We start from the raw sequence: 18964 nt of genomic DNA, 5'->3' as shown, positions 1-18964 counted from the left end.
GATAAGAAATGGCAATTACTAAAGAGGACGTATTAGAATTTATCTCTAATCTTTCAGTATTAGAGCTAAGCGAATTAGTAAAAGAATTTGAAGAGAAATTCGGCGTAAGCGCTGCTCCGGTAATGGTAGCAGGTGGCGCAGCAGCAGGCGGCGCAGCAGACGCAGCTGAGGAGAAAACAGAATTTAACGTTGTTCTAGTTGACGGCGGCGACAAGAAAATCAACGTTATTAAAGTCGTTCGCGCTCTTACCGGCCTTGGTCTTAAAGAGGCTAAAGATGCAGTCGAGCAAACTCCTTCCGTTATTAAAGAAGGCATTAGCAAGGATGAGGCTGAAGCAGCTAAAAAAGAGCTTGAGGAAGCCGGCGCTAAAGTCGAACTTAAATAATTTTACTTATTTTTACAGAGGAGGCATTGCCTCCTTATTTAATTTTTATAAAGATGCCGCAGACGTGCGGTTATTTACTTTCTTTCAACTTATACCAATGAGGTAGAATATGCTAAATAGTTTATACTCAGGAAATCGTCTTAGGGTTGATTTTTCAAATGTCGCCAAAGAGATCGATGTTCCTAACCTACTACAATTACAAAAAAAGAGTTTTGACCAGTTTTTAAACGTAGATAAAAATCAAGGCGAAAGCGGTATAGAAAAAGTTTTCAAATCGATATTTCCTATACATGATCCTCAAAACCGCTTAAGCCTGGAATACGTAAGCTCTGAAATCGGAAAACCAAAATATACGATCAGAGAGTGCATGGAGCGAGGGCTTACCTATTCTGTAAATTTAAAAATGAAAGTAAGGCTGATCGTTCACGAAAGAGATGAAAAAACAGGCGAGAAGATCGGCATAAAAGATATAAAAGAGCAAGAAATTTTCGTTCGCGAAATCCCTTTAATGACGGATAGAATTTCATTTATTATTAACGGTGTCGAACGCGTCGTAGTTAATCAACTTCACAGAAGCCCGGGCGTTATTTTTAAAGAGGAAGAAAGTCCGACTGTCGTAAATAAACTAATTTACACCGCTCAGATTATCCCGGATCGCGGCAGTTGGTTATATTTCGAGTATGATACTAAAGACGTACTATATGTTCGCATAAACAAGCGTAGAAAAGTGCCGGTAACCATATTATTTAGAGCGCTTGGATATAAAAAGCAAGATATTATTAAACTATTTTATCCGATTCAAACTTTAACGATAAAAAATAATAAATTTTTGACCCCGTTTAATCCTGACGACTATCAAGGCAGGGTCGAATACGATATCAAAGACGAAGAAGGTAACGTTTTACACGAGGCCGGCAAAAGACTAACCAAGAAAAAGGCCGATAAGATTATCGCCGACGGCGTCAAATTTGTCGAGTATCCGACTGAAATATTGGTAAATAGATTTTTGGCTCACCCGGTTATCGACAAAAATAGCGGCGAGGTGCTTTACGATACTCTTGCGCAGCTTGACGAAAATAAATTGGTTAAAATTTTAGCCGATCAAGAGAGCATCGAGATAGCAAACGACCTAGCTGCAGGCGTTGATGATGCGATTATAAATTCGTTTATAGCCGATAACGAGACGCTAAAACTGCTACGCCAAACCGAAAACGTCGATGACGAAAACGACCTTGCTGCGATTAGAATTTATAAAGTCATGCGCCCGGGCGAACCGGTAGTTAAAGATGCCGCTCGCGCTTTCGTAAACGATCTGTTCTTTAATCCTGAAAGATACGACTTGACGGGTGTCGGTCGTATGAAAATGAATCACAAGCTAGCACTTGAGGTGCCTGAATACGTAACGGTTTTGACCAATGAAGACATTATAAAAACGGCAAAATATTTGATAAAGGTCAAAAACGGACAAGGGCATATCGACGATCGCGACCACTTAGGCAACCGTCGTATCCGCTCTATCGGCGAGCTTTTGGCAAACGAGCTTCACCTAGGCTTTGTAAAAATGCAAAAAGCCATCAGGGATAAATTTACGACCTTAAGCAACATCGAAGAGATTATGCCTTACGATCTGGTTAATCCAAAAATGATAACCACGACGATAATGGAATTTTTCACCGGCGGTCAATTGAGTCAATTTATGGATCAAACCAACCCGCTTAGCGAAGTTACGCATAAACGCAGACTTTCAGCGCTGGGAGAAGGCGGTCTCGTAAAAGATAGGGCAGGCTTTGAGGTGCGCGACGTTCACCCGACTCACTACGGCAGAATTTGTCCGGTAGAGACTCCGGAGGGTCAAAATATCGGCCTTATCAACACGCTTTCGACTTACGCAAAGGTAAATAATCTAGGCTTTGTCGAGGCGCCGTATAAAAAGGTCGTAGATGGTAAGGTAACCGATGAGATCGTTTATCTAACGGCTACCCAGGAGGAAAATTTAGTTATCGCCCCAGCTTCTACTACGCTTGATGAAAGCGGCTATATAGTAGAGGATCTGATCGAAGCTAGACAAGACGGCGAGATGATACTAGCTAAGCGCGAGGACGTTAAACTCATAGACCTTTGCTCCGGTATGATAGCCGGCGTTGCGGCATCGCTTATTCCGTTTTTGGAGCACGACGACGCAAACCGCGCTCTAATGGGATCAAACATGCAACGTCAAGCAGTACCGCTACTTCGCTCATCCGCTCCTATCGTAGGTACGGGCATGGAGAGTACCGTGGCTCGCGACGCATGGGAAGCAATCAAGGCTAGACGCGCGGGAGTAGTTGAGAAGGTGGACAATAAAAACATCTTTATCCTCGGCGAAGACGAGGCCGGTCCGTATATCGATCACTACTCGATGGAGAAAAATTTAAGAACCAACCAAAACACAACCTTTTCTCAGCATCCTATTGTCAAAAAAGGCGAAAGCGTAGCAGCCGGGCAGATCATAGCCGATGGTCCGTCTATGGAGCGCGGCGAGCTAGCTATCGGTAAAAACGCCCTTATAGCTTTCATGCCGTGGAACGGGTACAACTACGAGGATGCCATCGTAATCAGCGAAAAAATGATCCGAGAGGATGCATTTACGAGCGTGCATATTTACGAAAAAGAGATCGAAGCACGCGAGTTAAAAGACGGCGTAGAGGAGATCACCAAGGATATTCCGAATATCAAAGAGGAAGATCTGCTTCATCTTGATGATAGCGGTATAATAAAAATCGGTACGCAAGTAAAACCGGGCATGATCCTAGTCGGTAAGGTTTCTCCAAAAGGCGAGGTTAAGCCGACGCCTGAGGAGCGCTTGCTTCGCGCGATTTTTGGAGAAAAAGCCGGCCACGTGGTAAATAAATCGCTTTACGCGACAGCCTCTATGGAAGGCGTCGTCGTAGATGTTAAAATTTTTACTAAAAAAGGCCACGAAAAAGATAATCGCTCAAATAAAGTTTATGAGGAAGAAAAAGCGGCTTTTGAAAAAGAACACCACGATAGACTCTTGATGCTAGACCGCGAAGAGATGCTAAAAGTGGGCGCTCTGCTTTGCAAAACGCCTTTAAGCTCTGCTCAAACTATCGGTAAAAAAACCTATAAAAAAGGCGAAAAGATCGATAAAGAGGAGTTTGAAAACATCAATCGCTTTACTCTAAGTGCGATCGTTAAAGGCTTTTCAAAAGACGTTCAAAAATCATACGACGACATAAAAAATCATTTCCAAAACGAGAAGAAAAAGCTCAAAGAAGAGCATGACGCGAAGATGGAAATTTTAGAAAAAGACGACATATTGCCAAGCGGCGTAGTTAAGCTAGTTAAAGTCTACATCGCGACCAAGCGCAAGCTAAAAGTGGGCGATAAGATGGCGGGCCGCCACGGAAACAAGGGTATTGTTTCAAACATCGTCCCTGAGGTCGATATGCCTTATCTTCCGAGCGGTCAACCGGTCGATATCGTGCTAAATCCGCTGGGCGTTCCTAGCCGTATGAATATCGGTCAAATTTTAGAAAGCCACTTGGGACTTGTCGGCTACCGCTTGGGCGAGCAGATAAATCAAATTTTCCAAGAGAAAAAAGGCGAGTGGGTAAAAGAGCTACGAGCCAAGATGATCGAGATAGCTTCGGCGTCTAAATTTATGGATGCTAAAAAGACTCTAGGTAAAATGAGCGACGAGATGCTTTTAGACTACGCTAGAGATTGGGCTAACGGCGTCAAATTTGCCACGCCTATATTTGAGGGCGTAAGGGTTGATGAGCTAATGAAGCTATTTGAGTTAGCCAAGATCGATATGGATGGCAAGACCGAGCTTTACGACGGACGCACGGGCTCAAAGATCAAAGAGCGCGTAAACGTCGGATGTATGTATATGCTAAAGCTTCACCATCTAGTCGACGAAAAAGTCCACGCTAGAAGTACGGGACCATATAGCCTTGTTACTCAGCAGCCTGTCGGCGGTAAGGCGCTATTTGGCGGACAAAGATTCGGAGAGATGGAGGTTTGGGCGCTTGAGGCATACGGCGCGGCTCATACGCTTCGCGAGATGCTAACGGTCAAATCAGACGATGTCGAGGGACGCTTGTCTGCGTATAAAGCCCTAACCAGAGGCGAGAATGTGCCTGAAACCGGCATTCCTGAGACATTTTTCGTTCTAACAAACGAGCTAAAATCATTGGCGCTTGATGTCGAGATATACGATGAGGATGAAAATAATGAGTGAGTTAAAACCTATTGAGATAAAAGAAGAACGCAGACCGCGCGATTTTGAAGCGTTTCAGCTTCGTTTGGCTAGCCCTGAGAGGATAAAGTCATGGAGCCACGGCGAGGTCAAAAAACCCGAAACCATAAACTACCGTACGCTAAAACCTGAGCGCGACGGTCTATTTTGCGCTAAAATTTTCGGTCCGATCCGAGACTACGAGTGCCTTTGCGGTAAGTATAAAAAAATGCGCTATAAAGGCATCAAATGCGAAAAATGCGGCGTCGAGGTAACTAGCTCAAAGGTGCGCCGCTCTAGAATGGGGCACATCGAGCTCGTGACTCCTGTAGCGCATATCTGGTACGTAAATTCGCTCCCAAGCCGCATAGGAACGCTGCTTGGCATAAAGATGAAAGACCTTGAGCGCGTACTTTACTATGAGGCATATATCGTCGAGAGCGTAGGCGACGCGTTTTACGATACCGAAAATAGCAAAAAAGTAGAAATTTTCGACGTTTTAAACGAAGAGCAATACGTTTCTTTAGCTTCCCGCTTTGAAGAGAGCGGATTTAGAGCTAGAATGGGTGGCGAAGTTATCCGCGACTTGCTAGCAAATATCGATTTAGTCGAGCTTTTAAACACCCTAAAAGACGAGATCAGTGCGACAAATTCGGAAGCCAAGAAAAAAACCATAGTAAAAAGACTAAAAGTCGTCGAGAGCTTTTTAAATTCCGGCAACCGTCCCGAGTGGATGATGATTACGAATTTGCCGGTCCTTCCGCCGGATCTTCGTCCGCTAGTTAGCCTTGACGGCGGTAAATTTGCGGTTTCCGACGTAAATGATTTGTATCGCCGCGTTATAAATAGAAACGCGCGCTTAAAACGCCTTATGGAGCTTGATGCGCCTGAGATTATCATTAGAAACGAAAAGCGTATGCTTCAGGAGTCCGTGGATGCGCTATTTGACAACGGACGACGTGCAAATGCGGTAAAAGGTGCAAATAAACGCCCTCTAAAATCGCTTTCTGAGATCATTAAGGGTAAGCAAGGCCGCTTCCGCCAAAATTTGCTCGGTAAGCGCGTCGACTTTTCCGGTCGTTCGGTTATCGTTGTCGGACCAAAACTACGTATGGATCAGTGCGGACTACCGAAAAGAATGGCTCTTGAGCTGTTTAAGCCGCACTTGCTGGCTCGCCTTGAGGAGAAGGGCTATGCTACGACCGTAAAACAAGCTAAAAAGATGATCGAGGATAAGACGAACGAGGTTTGGGAGTGCCTGGAGGAGGTCGTTAAAGATCACCCGGTCATGCTAAACCGCGCTCCGACGCTTCACAAACTATCTATCCAGGCGTTTCACCCGGTGCTCGTCGAGGGCAAGGCTATCCAGCTGCATCCGTTAGTTTGCGCCGCATTTAACGCGGACTTCGACGGCGACCAGATGGCCGTTCACGTGCCGCTATCTCAAGAAGCTATCGCCGAGTGCAAAATTTTGATGCTTAGCTCGATGAACATCTTGCTTCCTGCAAGCGGTAAGGCCATCACGGTTCCTAGCCAGGATATGGTTTTGGGAATTTACTACCTAAGCCTAGAGAAAACCGACAGCAAGGGCGCTAATAAAATTTTCGCATCCGTAGACGAAGTAATGATCGCCGAGGAAGCGCACTGCCTAGAGGTACACTCGAAAATCAAAACGATGATTGGCGGCAAGACGCTATTTACGACTGCGGGTCGCTTGATCATCCGCTCGATTCTGCCCGATTTTGTTCCTGAAAATATGTGGAACAGGGTTATGAAGAAAAAAGATATCGCAAATTTGGTCGATTACGTTTATAAAAACGGCGGCCTTGAGGTGACGGCGGGATTTTTGGATAAGCTTAAAAATTTGGGCTTCCGCTATGCGACCAAGGCCGGTATCTCGATCTCTATCGCCGATATCATCGTGCCTGACAGCAAGCAAAAATATATCAACGAAGCCAAGAAAAAAGTCCGCGAGATACAAAATCAATACGGCGCGGGCTTGCTAACGGACTCCGAGAGATATAATAAAATCATCGACATCTGGACGGATACGAACAACGTCGTCGCAGGCGAGATGATGAAGCTCATCCAGGGGGATAAGGGCGGATTTAACTCTATTTATATGATGGCCGATAGCGGCGCGAGAGGCTCTGCGGCGCAAATTCGCCAGCTAGCCGGTATGCGCGGTCTTATGGCGAAGCCTGACGGCTCGATCATCGAGACGCCGATCATATCAAATTTCCGCGAAGGCCTAAACGTTCTTGAGTACTTTAACTCAACCCACGGTGCCAGAAAAGGTCTAGCAGATACCGCGCTAAAAACGGCGAACGCCGGATATCTAACCAGAAAGCTAATCGACGTCGCGCAAAACGTGAAAGTCACTATACACGACTGCGGTACGCACGAGGGCGTCGAGATCACCGAGATCACCGATAACGGCGAGCTTATCGAGAGCCTGGAAGAGAGAATTTTAGGCCGTGTGCTAGCCGACGACGTTATCGATCCGATAGCAAACGAAGTGCTATTTAGCGAAGGTACGCTAATAGACGAAGAAAAAGCTAAAGCCATAACCGAAGCAGGTATAAAATCGGTAAGCATCAGAACGCCGATAACTTGCAAAGCCGCAAAAGGAGTTTGCGCTAAATGCTACGGCGTAAATTTGGGCGAAGGAAAGCTGGTAAAACCGGGCGAAGCCGTCGGTATCATCTCGGCCCAGTCTATCGGCGAGCCGGGAACTCAGCTAACGCTAAGAACCTTCCACATCGGCGGTACGGCATCGACTGAGCAGCAAGACTACCAAGTCGTCGCGCAAAAAGAGGGCTTTATAAGGTACTACAATCTAAACGTTTACGAAAACGGAGGCAAAAGAATCGTAGCAAATCGCAGAAACTCGGCCGTCTTGCTCGTCGAGCCTAAGATCAAAGCTCCGTTTGACGGAAAGATCGAGATCGAGATCGCTCATGAGGACGTAAATATCATCGTAAAAGGCAAAAAAGAAGAGGTTAAGTACACTCTACGAAGGGGCGATTTGGCTAAACCTAACGAGCTAGCGGGCGTTAGCGGTAAGGTTGAGGGCAAAATTTACATCCCTTATGCTAACGGCGACGCAGTCAAAGAAAACGAAAGTATCGCCGAAGTCATAAAAGAGGGTTGGAACGTGCCTAATCGTATCCCGTTTGCCAGCGAGATAAAGGTCGAAGATGGCGAGCCGATCGCTAAGAAAGTCGTTGCGGGCGCAAACGGCGTGCTTAAATTTTATATCCTAAAAGGCGATTATTTAGAGCGCTTAAGAAATATCAAAAAAGGTCACGTCGTAACCGAAAAGGGGTTATTCGTCGTGGTTGCCGACGAGGATGATAGAGAGGCGGTTCGCTACTATATCCCGCGAAACTCTATCATCAAAGCAAACGATAGCGACACCGTGGATAGCAAAGCAGTCATCTCCGAGCCTGAAAATCAAGAAAAAATCGTCATAGCCGAGTGGGATCCGTACTCTACGCCGATCATCGCCGAGGCTGCGGGCAGAGTATCGTACGAGGATATAGAGCCTGGATACAGCGCCGCCGAGCAGTATGACGAGGCGACCGGTCAGAGCCGTTTGGTTATAAACGAGTATCTACCTTCCGGTATCAAGCCTACTATCGTGATTAGCATGGACGAAGGTAAGATGATCCGCTATCAACTAGAGCCTAAAACGGCGATATTCGTAGCGGACGGCGCTACGGTAGCGCAGGCTGATATCCTAGCTAAGACGCCTAAGGCTGTAGCTAAATCAAAAGACATCACGGGCGGTCTGCCACGAGTCTCCGAGCTGTTTGAGGCAAGGCGCCCGAAAAATACGGCTATCATCGCTGAAATCGACGGCACCGTAAGGTTTGAAAAACCGCTTCGCTCTAAAGAACGCATAGTTATCCACGCTGACGACGGCGCTACGTCGGAGTATCTGATAGATAAAACTCGTCAAATTCAGGTTCGCGACGGCGAATTTATCCATGCCGGCGAGAAGCTAACCGACGGGCTAATATCAAGCCACGACGTTTTGAGAATTTTGGGCGAAAAGGCGCTGCACTATTATTTGATCAGCGAAATTCAGCAAGTTTACCGCTCTCAAGGCGTTGCGATCGCCGATAAGCATATCGAGATCATCGTTTCTCAGATGCTTCGTCAGGTTAAGATAGTAGATAGCGGCGATACGAATTTTATTACCGGCGATATGATTTCTCGAACGAGATTTAAAGAAGAAAACGAGCGCATAATGAGAATGGGCGGTAATCCTGCGATCGCCGAGCCTATTTTGCTAGGCGTTACGCGCGCCGCTATCGGAAGCGATAGCGTGATCTCGGCCGCATCGTTCCAAGAGACGACCAAGGTTCTAACTGAGGCTTCGATCGCAGCCAAGATCGATCACCTCGAGGATCTAAAAGAAAACGTCATTTTAGGACGCATGATCCCTGTTGGAACCGGTCTTTATCAAGATCAAAAGATCAAGCTAAAACAAAACTAAATTTAACCCCGCAAGCCTCGCCAAATTTGGCGAGGCTTAAATGTACCTCGTTTTAAAGCTAGCCGGATAAAATCAATCCTTTAAATTTAAAATTTCGAAAAATTCGACTAGGATTGGCGCATTGCTTACTATCGGCACTAGCCTAACGATAATGTACGCCTATTGCGGACTCGGAAATTTGCCGAAGCTTACAAACGTCGGCGGCTTTAGGGTCGAAATTTATGCCTTTATCTCATTTGCGTTATCTTTAGTAAAAGCGGAAAATACGCTTTTAAAAAAGACTAGCGCGATAAAATTTGACGCTAAAGATGAAATTTACCTTATATTAAGCCAAATTTAAATAAAATCAAGTCTTTTTAATAAATTTAGTTGAAAGGAATTACTGTGCCAACCATTAATCAATTGGTCAGAAAAGAGCGCAAGAAAGTGACTTTTAAGTCAAAATCTCCGGCGCTAAAAGAGTGTCCTCAAAGAAGAGGAGTTTGCACTAGGGTCTATACTACGACTCCTAAAAAACCAAACTCGGCTTTGAGAAAAGTTGCCAAAGTTAGGCTTACAAGCGGTTTTGAAGTGATCAGCTATATCGGCGGCGAAGGTCACAACCTACAAGAACACAGCATCGTGCTAGTGCGCGGCGGTCGTGTTAAAGACTTACCGGGCGTTAAATACCACATCGTGCGCGGCGCTCTTGATACTGCAGGCGTTGCAAAAAGAACGGTTTCTCGCTCAAAATACGGTGCTAAACGACCAAAACCTGGTCAAGCAGCAGCCGCAGCGGGTAAAAAGAAATAAAAAATTAGGTTCGCAGACCATGCCATTAGCGGCATAGGTTTGAGTAAAATTTATAAAATTTGAAGGAATAATCAAATGAGAAGAAGAAAAGCTCCCGTCAGGGAAGTAATGCCTGATCCAATTTACGGCAATAAGGTAATCACTAAATTTATTAACTCTCTTATGTACGACGGCAAAAAAAGCGTCGCTACCGAGATCATGTACGGCGCTATCAAAGCTATCGAGAAAAAAAGCGGCGGCGTAAAAGGTATAGACGTATTTAACGATGCTATCGAAAACATTAAGCCTCTTATGGAGGTTAAATCTCGTCGCGTCGGCGGCGCTACCTACCAAGTACCGGTAGAGGTTCGCCCGGCTCGCCAACAAGCTCTTGCTATTCGCTGGATCATCGGTTTTGCTAGAAAAAGAAGCGAAAGAACTATGATCGATAAGCTAGCTAATGAGCTACTTGATGCGGCAAATTCAAAAGGTGCGTCTTTCAAGAAGAAGGAAGACACCTACAAAATGGCAGAAGCTAACAAAGCGTTTGCTCACTACCGCTGGTAAGAGGAGGCTGGTATGGCAGATAGAAAAACCCCTTTACATATGGTTAGAAACATCGGTATCGCTGCTCACATCGATGCCGGTAAAACTACGACCAGCGAAAGAATTTTGTTCTTTACGGGTATGAGCCACAAGATCGGCGAGGTTCACGACGGTGCTGCTACGATGGACTGGATGGAGCAAGAAAAAGAGCGCGGCATTACGATTACGTCTGCGGCGACCACTTGCTTTTGGAAAGATCACCAGATAAATTTGATCGACACTCCGGGCCACGTCGACTTTACTATCGAAGTCGAGCGTTCTATGCGCGTTCTTGATGGCGCCGTTTCGGTATTTTGCTCAGTCGGCGGCGTACAGCCTCAGTCTGAGACCGTTTGGAGACAAGCAAATAAGTATCACGTCCCAAGAATCGTTTTCGTAAATAAAATGGATAGAATCGGCGCAAATTTTTATAACGTCGAGTCTCAAATCAGAAACCGCCTAAAAGCAAATCCGGTGCCTATTCAAATTCCTATCGGCGCAGAGGATAACTTTAGAGGCGTAGTCGATTTGGTTAAAATGAAAGCTTACGTTTGGGAAGACGACAAAAAGCCGACTGATTATAAAGAGATAGAGATCCCGGCGGAAGTAAAAGAAAAGGCAGAAGAGTACCGCACTAAGTTAATCGAAGCGGTTTCTGAAACCGATGATAGCTTGATGGAGAAATTTTTCTCAGGCGAGGAGCTAAGCGAAGAAGAGATCAAAAAAGGTATCAAAGCGGGTTGCTTAAGAATGACGATAACTCCTATGCTTTGCGGAACGGCATTTAAAAATAAAGGCATCCAGCCCCTACTTGACGCGGTCGTAGCATATTTGCCTGCACCGGATGAGATCGAGGCGATTAAGGGCGTTTATGAAGACGGTAGCGAAGTAACTGTAGAAAGCACCGATAACGGCGAATTTGCAGCTCTTGCGTTTAAGATTATGACCGACCCGTTCGTCGGGCAGCTTACCTTTATCCGTGTTTATCGCGGTAGCCTTGAGAGCGGTAGCTATGCTTACAACACCGTTCAGGATAATAAAGAAAGAATCGGTCGCTTGCTAAAAATGCACTCAAACAAACGCGAGGAAATTTCGATTCTTCACGCAGGCGAGATCGGCGCGGTCGTAGGTCTAAAAAATACCCTAACCGGCGATACGCTCGCGAGCGAAAAAGACAAGGTTATCCTTGAGAAGATGGACTTCCCTGAGCCGGTTATCAGTGTTGCCGTCGAGCCAAAAACTAAAGCCGATCAAGAAAAAATGGCTATCGCGCTTCAAAAACTAGCTCAAGAAGACCCAAGCTTTAGAGTGGGCACCGACGAAGAGAGCGGTCAAACCATCATCAGCGGTATGGGCGAGCTTCATCTTGAGATCATCGTAGATAGAATGCTACGCGAATTTAAAGTCGATGCCGAAGTAGGTCAACCGCAAGTCGCATACCGCGAGACCATCCGCAAAACAGTCGAGCAAGAGTATAAATACGCTAAACAATCAGGTGGTCGCGGTCAGTACGGACACGTGTTCTTGCGCCTTGAGCCGCTACCTGCGGCTAGCGGATTTGAGTTCGTTAACGATATTAAAGGCGGCGTAGTTCCTAAAGAGTATATCCCAGCGGTTGAAAAAGGCTGCAAAGAGGCGCTACAAAGCGGCGTGCTTGCCGGTTATCCGGTCGAGGACGTTAAAGTTACCCTATTTGACGGTAGCTACCACGAAGTTGACTCGTCTGAAATGGCATTTAAACTAGCTGCTTCTATGGGTTTCAAAGAGGGCGCTAGAAAAGCGGGTGCGGTTATCCTTGAGCCTATGATGAAGGTTGAGGTTGAGACGCCTGAGGACTATATGGGTGACGTTATCGGCGACTTAAACAAACGTCGCGGTCAAGTAAACTCTATGGACGAGCGAAACGGAAGCAAGATCATCACTGCTTTCTGCCCGCTAGCTCAGATGTTTGGTTACTCTACTGACCTTCGCTCTATGACGCAAGGTCGCGCTACTTATTCTATGGAATTTGACCACTATGAGGAAGTTCCAAAGAACGTCAGCGAAGAGATTATCAAGAAAAGAAACGGCTAAGCCGAATTTGGCGGGGATGCGAGTCCTCGCCTTGAATTTAGTTAAACGACTGCCAGCAACTTCTCGTAGTTGGGGCAAGTCGTGTTTTTATATAATAAAATTTGACAAGCTGTTAAATTTAGTTGATTTATTACCTGTATGTCCTCATAGCTCAGCTGGATAGAGCGCAGAATTCCTAATTCTGAGGCCGTGAGTTCGAATCTCGCTGGGGACACCATTCCACCTAAAATATACCCCCAATTTATGGACTTTCCTTAAGCCCTCAAAATACGTATACAACATATTTATGTAGTAATTTCACTTATGGTTAGCTTAAAAAGAAAAGCGAGCTATTGATACTACTAAATAGGGCTAAATTTTAGAATTTCTTAGTATGATTTCTAGCGTGACCAAACTATTCGCTTTTAAATAAACCATGTTAAACAAAATCGGCTTAAGAACCGATACGCTCTTTAAAAACTGACAAATACGGTAAAATTCTAGTCTTTTATTATATACGGCTTAAATTTTAGGCTCTAAAAAATCCATGAGATAGCTATAGGTGCGCATTTGCTTACTACCGTGCTTATACGGCTTAAATGGTAAATTTAGCAAGCCGGCAGCCTAGCGACATCTTTGTTTATTAGCCGCTAAAAAGCTCCACAAAATATTTAAATGCGGCAAATCTATACATCAAGTTTCTAAAAATCAGGCTAAGCATTGCCAAAAAATTATTGGTAAATTTAACGCTGCTACGGCCGCAACATGAAACAAAAATTTTATTTATACACCTTGAACATTATTGTTTTTTGTAGCGATCGCTTAACTAAATTAAAAAACGCTTCCCTTCATTTTATAAAAATTATGGTATAATTGGCGATAGTTTTCTGTAAATAGAACACTAAAAACATCAAGTAATTTTATAAAGGAGTCCTTAATGGCAGTAACACAAGCCCAAGTAGCGCAGCTTTACGTTGCGTTATTTAACAGAGCCCCGGAAGGCGACGGCTTTAGAGCGTGGGTAGCCGCAGGCGCGACTAAAACGCAGGCTCAGATAGCCAACGAGATGCTAGCATCTCCGGCTACGGCGCCTTATTATGCTAGTCTAGGTATAGACATAAGCACAAACAGAGGCTATGTAGAGCTCATCTACAAAAACATCCTAGGTAAAGACTATGTAAGAGACCCGGACGGTATCAACGCATGGGTTAGACACCTAGACGCAGGTCACAGCAGAGGAGATACTCTAGTTAAACTATTTGAGGTAGCCACTTCTGCAGAGGCTAGAGCCGCAGACCCGGTAGCGGCGGCGGTATTTGCCAACAAAACAGAGGTAGCCTCTTATATGGCGCAAAAGATCGCCGATATTAGGCAAGACCTCTCCGGAGACTATGATTACAGAGAGTTTCAGGAGATTATAAAAACTACTACGGCTACCAACCTAGATGAGCAAAAAGCTAGGATAGACGCGTTAGCAGCCTCTACCGTACATAACCTAAGTACGGATTCAAACGAAATACTAGGAAGCGTGGGTCAGGATATATTTAACGCCGTAGCCGACAGCGTCGTAAGTAACGCTACTTTAAAACCTACCGATAAGATAGACGGCGGCGGCGGAGAAAACACTCTAAACGTTAGAGTAAACGATAGCTTTAACGGCATGACTACCGGCTATATCAAGCATATCGATAACCTAAATTTAACCTCTACGGCGCCTACAGCTAAGACCTTTAACGCGCGAGGCATAGAGGGTCTTAAAAAAGTAACCCTAGATAGCCAAAATGGTTTAAATTTACTAAATCCGCAAAATATCGTGGACATTAGCCTCCAAAACGTAACTAGCAACGCCGCCGACGGCTTTAAGCTAGACTACAACTCAAGCACTATCGCTGGCGTTAACGATACTCAAAATTTAACCCTAGATAAGGTAAATTTACACAAATATGCTATCACCGGCGTAACAGGAAGCGACGATGCGGGTATCAATATCCCTAATATCGAAAATCTAAACATCTCTACCAAGGGCGAGAAGAGTAACGTAACTATAAAATCCGGCGCAGGTACGGGAAACCACTATAAAAACATAACCGTAAAAGGCAACACCGACCTAACGGTAAAAGCCGAAAGCGACCGCATAGAAAAATTCGACGCATCAGCCTTTACGGCCACTCTTGATTATACTTACAAGGCTTTAGCTACTACTCCTTCCGGCGCTACTAGCGTTATCAAAGGCGGTAGCAGTAAAGACGTCATAAAATTAGACTTTGAAGACGTTAGAGCCGCGGATGCTAGACCGTACTTCGAGATAGACGGCGGAGCGGGTAACGACGAAGTGATCGTAAAACATCTAAAAGCCAACGAAAATAGATTTAACATCAAAAATGTAGAAAAAGTCGGCATCGAGAAAGTGGATACCGGCGTAACCAACAGCACCGCTACAGCAGATTTTACCGGCTCAGACGTCACTCATCTATATACAAGCAAATTTAAAGACAATCTAAAAGTAGTAAATTCGTCTATAAAAAGCGTTACCGTAGATAAACCGGCCCTTGACGAGAGCGGCAACCCCGTTATTGCTAGCGGCCCTTATGGTACTACGCAGTTTACAAACGGCTATCTAGAAAACATCAATGTAGAAAACACCATAGATCCTAGAAATCCTGTAGGCGAAGCTATCATAAACCCTACCGTTCCTGGTCTAAGAAGCAAGGTAACTGCATACGTATCTGCCGACGAGAGCGAAAAAGTAACCGTAAATATCGGTAAAAACGTGTATGCACAAAAGATAGCGGGCGACTGGGTAAACTCTCATAGAATGCATGCAAATGAAGGCATAGGCATCATCGCCCCTAGAGCTAAAGATATAACCGTAAATTTCAACTCTCCGGGTACTTTAGGTAACTCCCATGCAAATACTACCGGCATAAGCATAACTAATGTAGCTCTAGCCGATCTTAGCACTACTGCTGGTGCAAACCAAAGAGACCTTAGCGGCGCATTTGACAAGCTAACCATAAACTCAAAGTCAAATATCCTAAGCAACGTTGACGCCACCTTCCTTGAAAAGCTAAAAGTGTTTAATATCAACACCGATACGAATTTTGAGGCTATCGACGATAGGAAATTCGAGGCTATCCAGCAGATTAACGCAAACGGTCTAGCCGATAACAACATAAAAACAGGTAAAGTGTATTTTACAAATAATATCCTAGGCAAGGCCGACAACGATACTACTCCGACAGCTGCGGTAGCTACTCAAGCCATCGGTATAACGGCTAAGAATCTAAGCGCGTTTAAGGCAAACAAGGGTATCTTTACCAAAGGTAGCATAGACGTAAGCCTAGATAACATGCAAGGTCAAGTAGAGATAACAAACGGTATGGATCAAGGTACCGACGCTACTATGGCTAGCCACTATGTCGATTATCATAGCACTACCGTTAACACCCAGATAAACTATGCATACGGCGCAACTGGCGCTAAAAACTCCGTCATCACCGATGGTACGTTTAAGGTTCACGGAAATAACATAACCAACCTACTAATAGGCAACGTCATAGCTAGAGACATCGATATAAACGCGGGTAACGCAAGAGGCAACGTGAGCCTAGCAAGCGGCGGCGGTCAGTATACATACGTACCCGGAAATAACCAAGTCTATGCCGATGCCGTAGGAAGAATCGGTAACGACAAAACTATAAACAATACCGTCGACCTATCTCAGATAGCAGGTACCTATCACGTAGGCGAGCTTTTCGGTCAAAATATCAAATTTAAAGCAGGCGTATTTACTACTCCTACATATTTTAGCGACAAGATAGACGGCACACTAGAAACCGACGCTTCTAAATTATACATGTATGCTACGACAAACACTATAAAGGCCAACTTCGGCGGTCAAAGAGCTAACCAAAACTCTGCTAGCCTAGAGGCTAAAGGCGTCCAAACGGGTAGCGATAAAACGAACGTCTATGTTAAATTTGACGACGGCTCTCACTCTCCGAAGGATCTAAAAACCTTTACTATGAAAGGCGAGGACGTAAATTTAGTCCTTAACGGCAAGTACAATTCAGCTGATCCATCCGTACTGGAAACATTGGATCTAAGCGGAGTGAAAGCCGGTTCTACGTCTTTCGTAAATTTATCGGGCGTTAAATTTTCTACGAATGTTACCACCACTTACGGTAGTAGTTTGCAACAGAATTATGGTTCATATCACAATGCACGCGATTTTGATAATAACAAATTCGGTTTCGGCGCAACTAGTCATGGTAGCCTAAAAAATCCTTTCTACGATAACCAAGCTTCTGCAGCTGCAGACAACTTCAAAGCTACGTCTACATTACCTGAGTGGGGTGCTCGTGCCGCGGTCGGAGCTAATGACGGCGTTACCAGTGACGATGTGCCGACTTTCTATAGTACGAAGCGTATCGGTGGCGAAAACTCTACTGATATGGTAAGAACCAAGAGCGAGATGGGGGCTACCGACCATACCAAGTTATCTCTTATCAAAGGTACTCAAGGTAACGACGTAGTGCTTCTAGGAGATAATATGGCCACTAACGTAGCGGCAAATCCGGACGGTATCAAGCGTCTAAATGTAGAGCTAGGGGACGGCGACGATATCATCCATACTGGTAAGCTAGCCAATGACACCGAGATCGTCATCGACGGCGGTAGAGGTCGCGACGTGTTTGACGTAAGTAGATCAAAGACTAACGCTAGTGTAAATAAAATCGTAACTATCAAAAATATCGAAGCGGGCGATAAGATCAAGCTAGCCGACTACTTCGCTCACGGCTATGATCCAAAAGACCCGGATTCAGACGGTAAAGATGCAAACTGGGGAGCTGAAACTAACTACGGTAGCGACAAGGTTCAGTTCTATACAGGTAACCATCCTGGCGCTTCTACTTCTGCATCGGATCACGGTCAAACGTTTAAAGCCGTAAACAATAGCACGGCTCCAGCGGATAACACCACGCCTCCGCTTACGATCACTGGTACTACTTCGGGCAACTCTACTAGTACGGTAAACGGCTATAAAACTCCTACCGGTACTGCAAGCTTTGAAGAAAAGCTCAACGACTCTCTTGCTGCGGGCGGACACGTCGGCGGCGATAGATACGTATATCAGGCTAATCACGGAGATTTCTCTTGGCAAACCGGAGACAGTACGACATCTGCGGCAGGTAAAAATATCTCCTCTAATCCGTGGGGATCGACGACCAATAGTACCAACTACGGCTTTAATAATTCTACCAGTCCGTTTTATGAACCAGGCAAAGCGGCTGTGACGGCTACCCCAACTCCTGTTAGCCAAGCTACATATACTATAGGTACCGGCTGGCATGAAGGAGCCACGCCTGGTACTCCGCCGCGTATCGGTGGAAGTTGGGATTCTTTCACGGCTGAAAATAGTAGCGGCGCTACGGTAAATTACTATGCCGACCACGACTTGGGTCTTACGGTACCGCCATCAGGCCAGCTAGTTAAAGACAATAAACTATATAGTTCTACTGCAAATAAATTTGTTAACAACGAGCTATACAGCAAAACATATAATGACGTTAATAATACAGCTGGTGGCGGCATACAAACAACCGGCAACCCTGTACTTGGAACAAACGGTACCGTCGTCATCCAAAACTCTGGCGTAGCCGGTACGAAGTCGGCAAATGCGGGCGCTATCACGGCAAATAACCTCAAAAAGAGCATCATAGTAGATACTGCTACGAATAGCGATAAATATACCGGCGGTATAGGCGCTAGCGACCAGAGCTTTTATGACGCGCACAACGCTATCAAGGTTACCGTAAATTCTAAACTCACGGACTTGACGAGCGTAGCCGGTATGGATACTTTGATACAGGCGGTAAATCACGCTATATCTAGCAATAAACTATGGGGTAACGATACTACGTATTGGACCTCTACTCCTACTTATTTTAATAAGTATGCAGATGCAAACAGCACCTTGACTACGTCCGATAACGTAATTATGGGTTATGTCAGAAACATCAGAGCAGACGGTAACTACGATGCTCACAACGACAGACTATATGCTTTCTCATGGAGAGGAGACACCTATTTGGTCTATGATAAGAAAGCCGTAGCATACAACGGTAGCAATGCCATAGGGCAAGAGGATACTATAGTTAGACTTGCGGGCGTAAACTTAGACTCTCTAAAATACACCGTAGATCCAAAAACTGGAACTATCACTATCGACGACGTTCAGTTCGGCGGTTGATATAGTTTTTATCCCCATTCCCCGAGCGACCTTTGCTCGGGGTCTTTTCTTTTAATTTAATCTACTTAGCAGGTCCGAAAATATATACAGCCATAAACATTACCTTAAATCAAAGCTTGTTTTAAATAGCGATTTATAATACCGTGAGCATCTTAGATGTTCAGCAAAAT

8 protein-coding genes and 1 tRNA gene are annotated in these 18964 nt (G+C 45.1%); all 9 read left to right on the top strand.

Annotated elements, in window-relative coordinates; all coding sequences use genetic code 11:
- The first annotated feature begins 8 nt into the window (after positions 1-8).
- The 9 genes from rplL to Q0218_RS03280 all read left to right on the top strand — a co-directional run bounded on the left by rplL (position 9) and on the right by Q0218_RS03280 (position 18794).
- Positions 9-386: a 50S ribosomal protein L7/L12 gene (gene rplL / locus Q0218_RS03320; protein WP_295142746.1), complete on the top strand. Its 378-nt coding sequence runs from the start codon at positions 9-11 to the stop codon at positions 384-386.
- A gap of 109 nt (positions 387-495) precedes the next feature.
- The gene (gene rpoB, locus Q0218_RS03315; protein ID WP_297966206.1) at positions 496-4632 is read left to right on the top strand and encodes a DNA-directed RNA polymerase subunit beta; all 4137 of its coding nucleotides are present in this window, start codon (positions 496-498) and stop codon (positions 4630-4632) included.
- Complete coding sequence (gene rpoC, locus Q0218_RS03310) at positions 4625-9133, top strand: DNA-directed RNA polymerase subunit beta' (RefSeq protein WP_297966205.1); 4509 nt, start codon at positions 4625-4627, stop codon at positions 9131-9133. Before rpoB ends, rpoC begins: the two co-directional genes overlap by 8 nt.
- A gap of 121 nt (positions 9134-9254) precedes the next feature.
- Positions 9255-9473 (top strand): hypothetical protein, encoded by a 219-nt coding sequence (locus Q0218_RS03305; RefSeq protein ID WP_297966203.1) that lies wholly within the window; start codon positions 9255-9257, stop codon positions 9471-9473.
- 44 nt (positions 9474-9517) lie between these two features.
- The gene (gene rpsL, locus Q0218_RS03300; RefSeq protein WP_004322129.1) at positions 9518-9925 is read left to right on the top strand and encodes a 30S ribosomal protein S12; all 408 of its coding nucleotides are present in this window, start codon (positions 9518-9520) and stop codon (positions 9923-9925) included.
- 75 nt (positions 9926-10000) lie between these two features.
- On the top strand, positions 10001-10471 hold the full coding sequence (gene rpsG, locus Q0218_RS03295; protein ID WP_297966201.1) for a 30S ribosomal protein S7: 471 nt from the start codon (positions 10001-10003) through the stop codon (positions 10469-10471).
- Positions 10472-10483: 12 nt separating this feature from the next.
- A complete protein-coding gene (fusA, locus tag Q0218_RS03290; RefSeq protein WP_122874313.1) occupies positions 10484-12562 on the top strand; it encodes an elongation factor G in 2079 nt (692 codons plus the stop codon).
- A gap of 140 nt (positions 12563-12702) precedes the next feature.
- Positions 12703-12779, top strand: a tRNA-Arg gene (locus Q0218_RS03285).
- Positions 12780-13478: 699 nt separating this feature from the next.
- The gene (locus tag Q0218_RS03280) at positions 13479-18794 is read left to right on the top strand and encodes a surface layer protein SapB11 (RefSeq protein WP_297966198.1); all 5316 of its coding nucleotides are present in this window, start codon (positions 13479-13481) and stop codon (positions 18792-18794) included.
- Positions 18795-18964: the final 170 nt, after the last annotated feature.

Origin of the sequence: uncultured Campylobacter sp. (genome assembly GCF_938039245.1) — a bacterium.
Lineage (GTDB): Bacteria > Campylobacterota > Campylobacteria > Campylobacterales > Campylobacteraceae > Campylobacter_A.
Note: the sequence above shows the minus strand (reverse complement) of the source record. Positions and strands in the feature narration are given on the sequence as shown.

Coding starts and splice junctions, on each gene's coding strand:
- rpoC (WP_297966205.1), top strand. CDS start 4,625: ATGAGTGAGTTAAAACCTATTGAGATAAAAGAAGAACGCAGACCGCGC.
- rpoB (WP_297966206.1), top strand. CDS start 496: ATGCTAAATAGTTTATACTCAGGAAATCGTCTTAGGGTTGATTTTTCA.
- rplL (WP_295142746.1), top strand. CDS start 9: ATGGCAATTACTAAAGAGGACGTATTAGAATTTATCTCTAATCTTTCA.
- rpsG (WP_297966201.1), top strand. CDS start 10,001: ATGAGAAGAAGAAAAGCTCCCGTCAGGGAAGTAATGCCTGATCCAATT.
- Q0218_RS03280 (WP_297966198.1), top strand. CDS start 13,479: ATGGCAGTAACACAAGCCCAAGTAGCGCAGCTTTACGTTGCGTTATTT.
- fusA (WP_122874313.1), top strand. CDS start 10,484: ATGGCAGATAGAAAAACCCCTTTACATATGGTTAGAAACATCGGTATC.